We start from the raw sequence: 12520 nt of genomic DNA, 5'->3' as shown, positions 1-12520 counted from the left end.
AAGTTGCCTTTGAGCAAAAAAGGAATGAACATGAAAAGAAGTCAGTATATATTAGTATTGTTTTTGTGTCTAAGTATGCTTTCGCGAAAGCGTATATACGCACAAGACCCAACGCCATTTGCAGATGAAAATGTAGATGACCTAGGAGATGTATCTGACGAATTTCAAGAAGCTTTTTTTGAAGCTTTAAAACAGAAGGGAATAGAAAATTATGAACGCGCTATCACTTCTTTAAACGAGTGCATTACTATGGAACCTAAACGTTCTATCCTTTATTTTGAAAGAGGAAAGAACTACGATGCTCTTAAAAAATATGACCTTGCCGAAGAAGATTTTTTAAAAACACTGGAACTTAAGCCTAATCAAGAACCTGTCTTAGAAGCGTTATATAAAGTGCATTATAAGAATCGAGATTATCAAAAGGCAGAAAGTGTTGTTAAAAAACTAATTCCTTTTGATATCCAATATAAAGAAGATCTCGCTCGTATATATATGGCCACAAAACGATACGATGAATCGATTATGTTGCTTGATGAACTTGACTTTGAAAAAGGAGGTGATATTTACCGAGATCAACTAAGGGATCGTATATATGCGCTCTCTGGAAATGAAAAAGGACGTACAGATGCTATAGAAAAAAAGATCGCCAAAAACCCTACAGCAGAGGCAGATTACCTTAAATTGATTTACCTCTATAGCGAGCAAGGAGATTCAAAAAAAGCGTATGATACAGCTTTAAAATTAAAAGCGATTAATCCTAATGCAGAAGAAGTAGACCTTGCATTATATAAACTTCATCTTGAGGAAGGAAAGACAGAAGAGGCTATCCAATCGATGAAAAAAGTATTGCAAAGCAAACGCATTACCCCTAAAGCAAAACATAAAGTACTTAATGATTTTTTGTTTTTTGTAACTAAAAACCCACAGTATGAAAGTCGGTTAGAAGAAGCCATCACTATTTTTGATGAGCAGGTAGCAGATGCAAAAATTTATCAAGAACTAGCCAATTATTACATAAGCAAGAATCTTAAAAGTAAAGCAGTACCGTACTTTGAAAAAGCACTTAATAGTGATCCCGAAAACTTAGAACTTATTAAGAATACACTTCTTTTACAACTAGATACAGTAGATTATATGGCTGCAGAAGAGACAGCGGCAGATGCCTTAGAGTTATACCCTTCACAACCATTATTATACCTTATCTATGGCGTGGCCCTTAATAAACAGTCCAAGTTTAAAGATGCTATAGAACAACTAGAAATAGGGATAGATTATATCATTGATAATACAAAAATGGAATCTGACTTTTATAAACAACTAGGAGAAGCTTATACAGGTTCTGGTAATGCTACAAAAGGACAACAATATATAGATAAGGCAAATGCATTAAAAGCGTAAACAGATTCATGAAACAAATAGCCTTCTTTCTTATCGTCATTATTTTTGCTAGTTGTGGTGGTACAAAGACAACAACTAGTACAGCTACTACAGAAGATATAGCAACGGCGCGTCTTATAGAAAATCACTATGCAAATAATTTTGATTTTACGACACTTGTAGCTCGCACACGTGTGCGATACCAAGATGCAAAATCTAGACAAACCGTTACCGTAAATATCCGAATAGAAAAAAATAAAAAAATATGGATGAGTGCTTCTATCCTTGGAATAACGGGTGCAAAAGCATTAATTACTCCAGATCGTGTATCTTTTTATGAAAAAATTAATGGACGTTATTTTGAAGGTGATTTTTCCTTCTTAAGTGAATACTTTGGAGTACAAATGGATTTTCAACAGTTACAACGTTTACTTATTGGACAAACAGTTTACAACCTTAGAGATGGTAATTATCAGGTAGATCAAGAAGAAGGACTTTATAAGATTACTCCCAAAAAACAATTGGAAATTCTCAATCTTTTCTTTTATATGGAGCCAGAGAAGTTCTTAATTAAAAAACAACAAGTAACCCAACCTAAAGATAATCTCTCGCTAGATGTAAATTATACAAGCCATCAACTCGTAAAAGGAAAATCATTTCCTAAAAACATTGCCATAGAAGTATTAGAAAATACGGATCAAACACGTATTGATATAGAATATCGTAGTGTTGATGTTAATGTACCCGTACGATTTCCATTCTCAATTCCTTCAGGATATGAAAAAATAGAATTAGATGAGCTTCGCTAAAAAAAGATATATCGTTGTCTTTATGATAACCCTTTTTTTAGGAGGGTTTATGGCTCAGGCACAAAAACCTACTCGTAAGCAATTAGAGAAGCGTAGAGCCGATCTAATAGCAGAAATGCAACAATTAACCCGCTTACGCGAAAGCAATAACAAAAAAGAAATCTCTTTACTCACACAAGTAGAAGATCTAGACCAACAAATACAAGTACGTACCGATTTAATAAAAATCACAAACCGCCAGGCAAACCTTCTTACTCGAGAGATTGATGAGAACCTCAATAAAATGGAAAATTTAAGGGATGAATTACAAGACCTTAAAGAGGACTATGCGGCTATGATTCAAAAATCGTATAAGAGTAAAAGTGGTCAAAGTAAAATCATGTTTTTATTGTCTAGCGAAAGCTTCAAGCAAGCATACAAGCGTATGCAATACATGAAGCAATATGCAAACCATCGTAAAAAACAAGGAGATCAAATAAAAGAACGCGCAGCACTATTACAGCAAGTAAATAAAGATCTTATAGAACAAAAGAAAGATAAAGAAGTACTTATTGCCGAAAATAAACTTGCCAAAAGGGAACTGGATAAAGAAAAAAATGCACAAGACGCACTTGTCAAACAAGTACGTAAAAAATCAAGTACTTATGCAGCTCAAATTAAAAAGAAGCAACAGGAAACAGATCGCATTGATCGTCAGATAGATAAAATTATTAGAGACGCAATTGCAGCAAGTAATGTAAAAGCAGGAAAAAAGAAAACAAATAGTGGATTTGCCCTTACACCAGAAGAAGTGACTCTAGCTTCAAATTTTGCTTCAAATAAAGGACGTTTAATTTGGCCTGTAGAACGTGGTCGAATAGTAAGACGTTTTGGAAACTCAAGACACCCTACACTTCCTAATATTACAACCTATAGTAGTGGTGTAGATATAGAAACACCTCCTGATGCTACCGTAAGAGCTATTTTTAAAGGAGAAGTATTAAGTATACAGGATGTGTCTGGAAGTAATCTAGCCGTATATGTGAAGCATGGAGATTATATTACCGTCTACCATAATATTAAGAAAATCACAGTTAAAAAGGGAGATAAGATTGACTTTAAACAACCTATTGGTGAAGTAGGGCGTAACGCATTTAATGGAAAAACAATTCTTAAGTTCTTAGTCACAAAAAACAATACAAAACTTAATCCTGCAGATTGGGTAAAAGGCATGTAAATTAATAAAGAGACATACCTACGCAACCAAAAGCATCTTTATACGTCTATATGGTATGTATAAAAAGATATCTTTACTACTCATCTTATGTATTTCCTTTTTAAGTTGTAGTGATCCCATAGAAAATAACAGCCGAATTGCTTTTGAACTAAAGGTAATTGATGACGCTAATCAACCTATTTCTGATATAGTCGTAAATGCATCTGTACACAGAGGAGCAGCAGGAATTATTTTTTTTCCAGTAATACCAAGTTTTGATGGAATCCTAGGTGTAGGAAGCACAAATGATCAAGGGACACTTACATTGATTTCTTTAGAACCAGACCAAACGGTAGACCAAATAGGGGTTTTAATAAATAGCGATGAGCAGTTCTCAGGGAACTCACTAAATGAAGACTATGGAGTTGTAATCTATCAACTAGATAGCCTCCTAACGAAGACGACCATCCTTCCAGATGTTGTCCTAAAACGTAGTGCATCTTTAGAAATAGCAATTACAGACGTGCCTACAATGGATGGAACATTAGAGTATACAATTACATATGCTACAAGATTACAGCAGTTTCAATTTCCAAATGGAGAAGAATCCGTAATTAATACTATAGAAGGTTCTGGAGCTCTTAACTCTTCAGGAATGCCAATAACCCTCGAAACACTTCAAAATACAACAGCCATATTCTCTTATGAGTTAACAACTGGAGGCGAGACAGAAACAAATACCATAGAGATTCCTATTAATCAAGAAACTGTACAATATGCATTTGAATTTTAAAATTTTAATAGCCCTCTTTTTCTGTACACAACTAGGCTGGTCTCAGGAAGAAGAAGAAAAGAACACAGGAGGAATAAAAGAATTTGAACTCTTTTTTGAAATAGGGTATGCACAACCTATACCTTACGGTGATAATTTTATAAATAAAGGATATGATCTAAGTGGTACTATAGATGTAGGGGTGACAACAGCTTTTTTTTATAACACAACATTACACTCTGATATAAACATTACTTCTGGCGATGTAACGAGACCTGACTTGATAGGAAACATTAGATCGGCAAACTTTACTAGAGTTTCTTTAGGATTAGGATATCCTCTTGAAGTACTAGATAGATTGCGCTTTTTGCCCTCGATACATGCAGGGTATTTAAAAATAGGTCAAAACACAGACAATGGAGAATTTAGAGATGACGGTATTTTTATAGCGATTGAAACAGCACTTAATTATAGAATCATAAAATGGATAGATATTTCATTAGGAGTCAGAAATCATTTTGATTTTTTAAGTATAGACGCTCCTTCAGAAACAGGGTCGTTTTTTGACAGCGCACAGTCCATATATCCTTTTCTAGGTTTGAGATTTAGAGTAGGGAAGTGATGTGTAAAAAACTATAATATAAACGTAACTATCTGATTATCTTTAAGTTTATTTAACGTTTCTTTCGGATTTGTTTGTGAGTAGGTTAATAAAGTTTAACAACGATTGACTCTTTCTTTGTCTTAAACAAACAAGATCAATCATGAGTAAAACAATAGTATCGGTTATAGTGATCTTTATTTCAGTACTTAGTAATGCTCAAAACAAAGAAAGATATACTATAGAAACTTCTGGAGCTTCTATAAGTCAACAGGAAGGAAATCAAAGTGAGTATTATGAGCAATACAGGGGTGTTTATATTAAAAGTAAATTAAGTCCCACTATAAGCTTACTGGTAGGACTGAATCAATCCCGAATAGGAGATGATGATTTTTTAGAATTCCCTTTATTATTTCAGTACCAAGCAATACCTCAGTTAGAACTATTTGCAGGACCTCAATTAGAAGCGATGCGTGACCGTACTACAGGTGTGATAGGATTAAGAGAGAAGACTTTTACAGTAGGAACTACGTATGATTTTACAAAAAACTGGGATGCGTCTATACAGTTTTTACAGCCCATGATTCAGACAGGAAATGCCCCAAATAAAATAAGACTCCGTACTGGATTTAAATTTTAACGTATGCGATTACTGTATGATCATCTGTTTTGTTACACGCCCTATCTCTGTCTGTATCGTTACAAAATAAGATCCACTAGCAAGTTGGTGATCAAATGTATTTTGAGAGATTTCTTGGGTGTTAAAACGCTTTATAACGCGACCCGTAACATCAGTAAGCTGTACATGATTAATCGTTTGTCCTTCCAAACCAGCAATAGAAAACTGTCCTTGACTTGGATTTGGGAAAACTAGAATATCATTTAAAACAGAAACATCTTCTACGGCAAGGATGTCTCCTTGAAATCTTGATAATGTTCCAGCGCCATTTTGAATAAAGTAAAGATCATTGTCAAAAAAACTTACCCCAAAAGGATTATTTTGTCCATTTACGATTGCTATAGCAGTAGGGGTAGCCTCTAAGGTGTCAATACGAAAAACAGCACCATTATTTGCAAATTCGGTTACGAGTAATGTTGTCCCTACCGCATGTATTCCTGCAGGATTATCAAGGCCAGTAACAACATCTTCTAGTGTAGGATTTGCATCTGTCACATTAAATTTTGAAACTCGATTTGCACCAGCATGAGCTATAAATAATTCATCGCCTATAAGAACAATTTGTTCTGGGAAATTAAGTCCATTTATAACCGTAGAAACAGTTCCGGTAGTAAGATCTACGCGACCTATGCGCCCTCCTTGAAATTCAGAAAAATACAAATCATTATCTATACGAATCATAGATACAGGGGTCACAAGTCCAGTTGCAATTGTTATTTGATTTGATGTAAGGTCACTAGCATCTCTACGTGTGATAGTACCGCCAACCTGAGAAATATAAACATCATCTCCATCAAACAGAAGACTCGTTGGGCCATTAATACCAGTGATAACATCTTCGGCAGTTGGATTTGTTGCTGTGAGGTCTACACGTAAAATGGCATTGCCAGTAAACTCTGCAACATAAGCATCAGATCCTTGTATAACAACGTCAAAAGGGCCATTAAGTCCAGTAACGACATTTGATACTTGTGAGATAACGATATATGGAGTACAAATCAATAGAAACAGGAAGGTAGTTTTTTTCATAATAGTAGGATTTTGATATATAAATCACACAATTTCTTTAGAAAATCATGCCTGACTTTATATAGTCTAGTTTCAGAAACATTCCTTACAGGGTTTGTGATCTCATATATTATTTATAACACGGTTACTGGTTTAAGTCCGCTTTCGCGAAAGCGTATAAGACACCCTTATATAGTTAAGTCTAAAAACAAAAAACCACTGTATATTACAATGGTTTTTAAATTTTTATAATAATCTTAGACTATTTTATGTAAAAAGAGCTTTTAATTCTGTAGCATCATTTGGTCCTATTTTTCCAGCGAGCAATAAGCTTAATTGTTTGCGTCGTAAAGCGGCGTCATAGCGTTCTTTCTCCTCTTCGGTTTCTGGAACTACTTGAGGAACAGGTACAGGTTGTCCTTGCTCGTTTACGGCAACAAAAGTATAGATCGCTTCATTTGCTTTACTACAGATACCGCTTTCGCGATCTTCTATCCAAACATCAAGAAAGATTTCCATAGAGGTTTTAAATGCTCTAGAAATTTTTGCTTCAACGGTCACGACACTTCCAAGTGGGATCATTTTATTAAAAGCAACATGATTTACAGAAGCAGTTACCACAATTCTACGAGAATGTCTTCTAGCTGCAATACTTGCTGCTCTATCCATCCTTGCTAATAATTCACCTCCAAAAAGATTATTTAATGGGTTTGTTTCACTGGGTAAAACAAGGTCTGTGAGTATTGTCTTAGATTCGCTAGGTGTACGATCTTCCATAAATGCTTAAATTTTTGAGCAAAGGTAGTAGGTATAAGACTAAATAAGAAGTTTGAATTCAAAAAAATACTTGATAGCATTTATAAAATAAACACAAGTATGGATTAAGAATAAAAAATTGTGATGCCTACAGTGATCTTACGTCTAACCAAGCTGTTTTATTATCTTCTTTTCTTACTTGACGGAGAATAGATAATGCCTCTTGACTATTTACATAACTACCGTATACAACTTGAAACAAACCATATTTGTTAACACCCACTAGTCTTGCCTTAGTATATCCTTTCTCTTTTAATTGGAGTGTTCTTTTCTCTGCATTTTCTTTAACTCTAAATGCACCAGCGACAACATGATAATTGCCTTTAGGTTGCATAATGTCTAGTGTAATTGCAGGAAGTGGATTTTCAAAAGCAAAAGTGGCTTGTTGTATTTTTTCTTCAAGCTGTATGTTTGCTTCTTCTTTTGCAGCATAGTTATGAGCCTCTACGTTCTTAAGGTAATTAAAACTACCGGCACCCGTAAGACCTAAACCAATGACGGCAATGGCAGCATACTTCATCCATCCATTTGATGTACGTCTTTCAGGAGTAAATGCAATAGGAGCTTTTTCTTCTAATTTTTGCACTTCTTCTTTGTAAACTTCACGTGTAATTTGAGGAGAAGTATATGAAGAAAGTCCAAATGATGAAGTGAGATAATTAAGACGATATGAAGGCTCAAATTGAAGACTGTTTTCTTCTTCTAATCGAAATGTTCCTATATTTTTAATTTCTAATATAGATCCTTTATGAAGTCCATCATAAAGAAAGCGAACATAAGAAGCAATTTTAATATTTGCTTCTTCATGAGGAATCATGTCTTTTTTTGCTATATAATTTGCAAGTAGACCATCCGTGTCTATAAGTTGAGCATTGAAAGAAAGCTTCTTCTTAGGAGGGTAAAATGCTTGTGTACTTTCGTGCACTATCGCACTTTGATATTGTGTTAGAAAAGCACCGAATCCTGGTAATATAACGCACTCATAACGGTATAAAAGATCGCTTATGTATTGGTCTAGTTGCATAAAATAAAGATACTTTTTTTTTGATATCGTAAAAGAGAAGAAGGAGATATTTTATTAACAACTATCAAATTAATAGCTGACGTCCTGATATTCAATAAACTTCCTTTCTATATGTGCAATTACTCTGTAATATATATTCTTTACAAAATACAAGAAACTTTTTTTGCCAAGAGATGTATATCTAGCCTATATCGATTAAGGAGTAATTTTTTAGCATTAAAAATAGGGGGTGTTTTTTTATCTCAATTATAAAAATCGTTTCTTGTCTTTTGTAATAAAAAAATATGACCGAAAATGAACTTATAGCCCTACTAACGCTTCAACATATTCCTCATTTAGGAGATGGAAGTATAAAAAAATTGATTAAAATCTTTGGTAGTGCAGAGGAGGTGTTACAGCAAAAAAAGGCAAGCCTTCTTAATGTTGACGGTATAGGAGAGCATAAATTACAATCTTTTTGGGATGAGAAACATACCGCTTTCGCGAAAGCAGAATTAAGCCACATCCAAACGCATAACATCACTTATAGTTGTTATACAGATGCTGACTATCCGCAACGATTAAAACATTGTATAGATGGACCCGTAGTACTTTTTCAACGAGGCAATATCGCTATAAATAATCGCAAGATTATAAGTATTGTAGGGACTCGAAAAATAACGACATATGGTGCTGCATTTATAAAAAAATTTATTGAAGAAATTGCTCCATTTGACCCTATTATTGTATCAGGATTTGCCTATGGTGTAGATATTACAGCTCATAAAGCAGCAGTAGCACATAATTTACAGACCATTGGTGTGCTTGCTCATGGTCTTAACCAGATGTATCCCAAAGTACATAGCAAATATGAAAAAGAAGTAGAAGCACATGGTGGTTTTATGACAGATTTCTGGACGACAGATACTTTTATACACACTAATTTTTTGAGACGCAATCGTATTATAGCAGGGTTGAGCGAGGCTACAATTGTGATCGAAAGCGCAGCAAAAGGAGGTTCCCTCGTTAGTGCTGATTTTGCAAACGGATATCATCGAGATGTCTTTGCAGTACCAGGCAGAGCAGATGATGCATTGAGTATAGGATGTAATAATTTGATCAAACAAAACAAAGCACATATGCTTACTTCTGCAGCAGATCTTGCGTATATTCTTAATTGGACACTTAAAGAGAATAAACCTTCACCTATTCAGAAAAAGCTTTTTGTAGAGTTAGATGAAGAAGAAAAATGTGTTTGGCGATTCTTAAAAGAACAAGGAAAAGAACAACTAGACCTTATAGCTTTACATTGTAAGTTACCTACATATAAAATAGCAAGTACACTACTTACTATGGAGCTCAAAGGTGTAGTCCGACCGCTACCTGGTAAGTTGTTTGAACTTGTATGATGATGTATTTAAAATATAATTAAGTGTTTGATACTTCCCCTATTAAGTGTTTAATAACTAATAAAACTTTAGTATATTTGTATCTAAGACAGACATTAGTTTGTTTTTTTCGAAAACTGTGAGAGCTTCTACTTAGTAGAAGCTCTCTCTTTTTATAAGTAAAATTAGGTTTTAGTATATCAACCCTTCACTTTTCCAGGTAATACTTTGTATCCCATATTATACAACACAAATCCAAAGATATCTGCTTGTTGTTCTATGGTTTTGCTTACAGGGGTTCCTGCCCCATGACCAGCATCGGTTTCTATACGTATGAGTGTTGGTGCATCTCCAGCTTGTTTTGCTTGTAACTCTGCTGCAAACTTAAAAGAATGTGCAGGTACTACACGATCATCATGATCTCCTGTTGTGACAAGTGTTGCAGGATAAGAAACTCCTTCTTTTACATTGTGTACTGGAGAATATCCCTTAAGGTATTCAAACATCTCTTTACTATCTTCTGCGGTACCATAATCATATGCCCATCCTGCTCCAGCAGTAAATGTATGATAACGTAGCATATCCATAACGCCTACAGCGGGGAGCGCTACTTTCATAAGATCTGGACGTTGCGTCATGGTTGCTCCCACAAGAAGACCTCCATTGGAACCTCCACGTATCGCAAGAAAATCGCTAGATGTATATTTTTGATCAATTAAATACTCTGCAGCGGCAATAAAATCGTCAAATACATTTTGTTTTTGCTGTTTTGTTCCTGCATCATGCCAAGCTTTTCCATACTCACCTCCACCACGTAAGTTTGGCACTGCATAGATACCACCTTGCTCCATCCATACGGCATTTGAAATACTAAAATTAGGAGTAAGACTTATATTAAATCCACCATAAGCATATAATATAGTTGGGTTTTCCCCATTGAGTTCTAACCCTTTTTTATGTGTGATAATCATCGGTACTTTGGTACCATCCTTTGAGCTATAAAAGACTTGAGTACTTTCATAATTATCTGGATTAAAATCAATATCTGGTTTGCGATATAACGCTGAGACTCCTTCTTCTATTTGGTAAGTATATGTACTTCCTGGGGTTTTATAATTTGTAAAACTATAGTAAAGTTCTTTCTCTTCCTTTTTTGCATTAAAACCTCCAGCAGAACCTACCCCTGGTAATGCTACTTCTCGGACTAATTTTCCTTTATAATCATATTGAAATACTTTTGAAACGGCATCAACCATATATTTTGCAAAGAAGTATCCTCCTGCTCTAGAAATACCTAATACATTTTTTGTTTCTGGAATAAGATCTACCCAGTTATCTGATGTAGGATTACTAGCATTTACAGTCACAATACGTTTGTTAGGAGCATGTAGGTTTGTAACCAAAAACAACTTGCTTCCTTCATTTTCTATAATATTAGTATCAGAATCTGTATGACCTACTACAGTTGTAAGAGGAGCATTAGGTACCGTAAGATCTTTAAGAAATAGTTTGTTTCCAGAGGTAGAAATACTCGCCGAAATAACTAAATAATGACCATCTTCTGTTACACTTCCACCTACATAACGATGCTTTTCTTCTGGTGTATCTCCAAAAACAACAGCATCTTGTGATTGAGAGGTTCCTAGTTTATGGTAGTATAATTTATGTTGATCTGTTTTTGCAGAAAGTTCGCTCCCTTCAGGTTTGTCATAACTAGAATAGTAAAAACCTTCATTCTTATACCAAGACATTCCAGAAAATTTTACATCCACAAGGGTGTCTTCAATAATTTCCTTGGATTCGGTATTCATAATTAGGATTTTACGCCAATCACTTCCTCCTTCAGAAATACTATAAGCGAGCGTATTACCATCTTTAGAAAAACTAATACCTCCTAATGAGATGGTTCCATCTTTAGCAAATGTATTTGGGTCTAAAAATACAGTTGCTGTTGTTGGGTCATCTCCTGTTTTATATCTGTAAATTACATATTGATTTTGAAGTCCGTTGTTTTTATAGAAATAAGAATAATCTCCTTCCTTAAAAGGAGCACCTATTTTTTCATAATTCCATAGTTTTTCTAGACGTTCCTTAAGTTGAGGTCTAAAAGGAATCGTATCCAAATATCCATACGTAATTTCATTTTGACGTTTTACCCAATCTATAGTTTCATTACTACGGTCATCTTCTAGCCATCGATAAGGATCTGGTACTTCGGTATTAAAATAGGTGTCTACGGTGTCTACTTTATGGGTTTCAGTATAGGTCACAGTAATTGGTTTTTCTATGGATTGTACATCATTTTTGCAAGAGAATAAAATACTACTTGCAAAAACTATAAAGGCAATTCTTTTCATATGGTAGGGTATATGGTTGAAAGAGTGAAGATAGGGATTTGTACGCTTTCGCGAAAGCATAAAAAAACCCACCCCAATAGGGTAGGTTTTCTTCAGGGTTGAAGTAGTTCATGTATTAATGAACTAAATGTCTATAGTTATTCCAGTTCTTATAAATAAAATAGATATTGATGATTGCTACAATTAATGCAGGAACTATATTTCCAGGGTTAAGTACGGCATGAAATAAAACAATATTTATAGACAGGGGTAACTGTGCTAGCAAAGCCGCATGAAAAGCTTTTTTTGTAATTAATGAGATACCCACCAAAATTTCTAACGTGCCAACTAAAGGCCACATATAACCACTTTCTGTAAATGAATTATAAAGACTTTCTGCACCTATATCTGTTCCAAAATCAAAATCTGGCATAAACCAGAAAAATTTATTAAGTCCAAATATAAGGAGCATCACTCCAAGTCCAATTCTAAGTATTGTGTTTACTATTTTCATGTGTTTGTTTGTTTTGGTTATT

The 12520-nt window shown here is 34.5% G+C and carries 12 protein-coding genes; 7 read left to right on the top strand and 5 right to left on the bottom strand.

Features of this window, described 5'->3' with window-relative positions; all coding sequences use genetic code 11:
• Positions 1-30 precede the first annotated feature (30 nt).
• The 6 genes from ABJD27_RS21515 (at position 31) to ABJD27_RS21490 (ending at position 5394) form a co-directional block, all read left to right on the top strand.
• Complete coding sequence (locus tag ABJD27_RS21515) at positions 31-1398, top strand: tetratricopeptide repeat protein (RefSeq protein ID WP_348164456.1); 1368 nt, start codon at positions 31-33, stop codon at positions 1396-1398.
• Positions 1399-1406: 8 nt separating this feature from the next.
• A complete protein-coding gene (locus ABJD27_RS21510) occupies positions 1407-2186 on the top strand; it encodes a DUF4292 domain-containing protein (RefSeq protein WP_348164453.1) in 780 nt (259 codons plus the stop codon).
• Between the two features lie 22 nt (positions 2187-2208).
• The gene (locus tag ABJD27_RS21505) at positions 2209-3402 is read left to right on the top strand and encodes a peptidoglycan DD-metalloendopeptidase family protein (RefSeq protein WP_348164450.1); all 1194 of its coding nucleotides are present in this window, start codon (positions 2209-2211) and stop codon (positions 3400-3402) included.
• A 55-nt stretch (positions 3403-3457) separates the two neighbouring features.
• Entirely contained in the window at positions 3458-4174 is a 717-nt protein-coding gene (locus tag ABJD27_RS21500; RefSeq protein ID WP_348164447.1) for a hypothetical protein, read from the top strand.
• Positions 4164-4775 (top strand): hypothetical protein, encoded by a 612-nt coding sequence (locus ABJD27_RS21495; RefSeq protein WP_348164444.1) that lies wholly within the window; start codon positions 4164-4166, stop codon positions 4773-4775. Before ABJD27_RS21500 ends, ABJD27_RS21495 begins: the two co-directional genes overlap by 11 nt.
• Before the next feature lie 142 nt (positions 4776-4917).
• Positions 4918-5394, top strand: a complete 477-nt coding sequence (locus ABJD27_RS21490; RefSeq protein ID WP_348164441.1) for a hypothetical protein — start codon at positions 4918-4920, stop codon at positions 5392-5394.
• Between the two features lie 9 nt (positions 5395-5403).
• On the opposite strand, the gene ABJD27_RS21485 is transcribed toward ABJD27_RS21490, so the two are convergent.
• The 3 genes from ABJD27_RS21485 to ABJD27_RS21475 all read right to left on the bottom strand — a co-directional run bounded on the left by ABJD27_RS21485 (position 5404) and on the right by ABJD27_RS21475 (position 8281).
• Positions 5404-6462 carry a T9SS type A sorting domain-containing protein gene (locus ABJD27_RS21485; RefSeq protein WP_348164438.1) on the bottom strand — a complete coding sequence of 353 codons (1059 nt, stop codon included), beginning with the start codon at positions 6460-6462 and terminating at the stop codon, positions 5404-5406.
• 246 nt (positions 6463-6708) lie between these two features.
• Complete coding sequence (locus ABJD27_RS21480; protein ID WP_348164435.1) at positions 6709-7218, bottom strand: acyl-CoA thioesterase; 510 nt, start codon at positions 7216-7218, stop codon at positions 6709-6711.
• 127 nt (positions 7219-7345) lie between these two features.
• Entirely contained in the window at positions 7346-8281 is a 936-nt protein-coding gene (locus ABJD27_RS21475; RefSeq protein WP_348164432.1) for an SPOR domain-containing protein, read from the bottom strand.
• A 284-nt stretch (positions 8282-8565) separates the two neighbouring features.
• On the opposite strand from ABJD27_RS21475, the gene dprA reads away from it, so the two are divergent.
• Complete coding sequence (gene dprA / locus ABJD27_RS21470) at positions 8566-9669, top strand: DNA-processing protein DprA (RefSeq protein ID WP_348164429.1); 1104 nt, start codon at positions 8566-8568, stop codon at positions 9667-9669.
• Positions 9670-9848: 179 nt separating this feature from the next.
• Here dprA and ABJD27_RS21465 read toward each other — a convergent pair whose 3' ends face one another.
• Both ABJD27_RS21465 and ABJD27_RS21460 read right to left on the bottom strand, forming a co-directional pair.
• Positions 9849-12005, bottom strand: a complete 2157-nt coding sequence (locus ABJD27_RS21465) for a prolyl oligopeptidase family serine peptidase (protein WP_348164426.1) — start codon at positions 12003-12005, stop codon at positions 9849-9851.
• A 115-nt stretch (positions 12006-12120) separates the two neighbouring features.
• Positions 12121-12498, bottom strand: coding sequence for a DoxX family membrane protein (locus tag ABJD27_RS21460; protein WP_348164423.1), 378 nt, complete (start codon positions 12496-12498; stop codon positions 12121-12123).
• Positions 12499-12520 lie beyond the last annotated feature (22 nt).

This window comes from Dokdonia sp., assembly GCF_039945015.1.
Classification (GTDB): Bacteria; Bacteroidota; Bacteroidia; order Flavobacteriales; family Flavobacteriaceae; genus Dokdonia.
The sequence above is the reverse complement of the archived record's forward strand: the minus strand, read 5'-3'. Positions and strand labels throughout refer to the sequence as shown.

What these genes read in the sequence shown, in the direction of transcription:
- ABJD27_RS21490 (WP_348164441.1), top strand. Translation starts at nt 4,918, where the DNA reads ATGAGTAAAACAATAGTATCGGTTATAGTGATCTTTATTTCAGTACTT.
- ABJD27_RS21475 (WP_348164432.1), bottom strand. Translation starts at nt 8,281, where the DNA reads ATGCAACTAGACCAATACATAAGCGATCTTTTATACCGTTATGAGTGC.
- dprA (WP_348164429.1), top strand. Translation starts at nt 8,566, where the DNA reads ATGACCGAAAATGAACTTATAGCCCTACTAACGCTTCAACATATTCCT.
- ABJD27_RS21485 (WP_348164438.1), bottom strand. Translation starts at nt 6,462, where the DNA reads ATGAAAAAAACTACCTTCCTGTTTCTATTGATTTGTACTCCATATATC.
- ABJD27_RS21460 (WP_348164423.1), bottom strand. Translation starts at nt 12,498, where the DNA reads ATGAAAATAGTAAACACAATACTTAGAATTGGACTTGGAGTGATGCTC.
- ABJD27_RS21515 (WP_348164456.1), top strand. Translation starts at nt 31, where the DNA reads ATGAAAAGAAGTCAGTATATATTAGTATTGTTTTTGTGTCTAAGTATG.
- ABJD27_RS21480 (WP_348164435.1), bottom strand. Translation starts at nt 7,218, where the DNA reads ATGGAAGATCGTACACCTAGCGAATCTAAGACAATACTCACAGACCTT.
- ABJD27_RS21465 (WP_348164426.1), bottom strand. Translation starts at nt 12,005, where the DNA reads ATGAAAAGAATTGCCTTTATAGTTTTTGCAAGTAGTATTTTATTCTCT.
- ABJD27_RS21500 (WP_348164447.1), top strand. Translation starts at nt 3,458, where the DNA reads ATGTATAAAAAGATATCTTTACTACTCATCTTATGTATTTCCTTTTTA.
- ABJD27_RS21510 (WP_348164453.1), top strand. Translation starts at nt 1,407, where the DNA reads ATGAAACAAATAGCCTTCTTTCTTATCGTCATTATTTTTGCTAGTTGT.
- ABJD27_RS21505 (WP_348164450.1), top strand. Translation starts at nt 2,209, where the DNA reads ATGATAACCCTTTTTTTAGGAGGGTTTATGGCTCAGGCACAAAAACCT.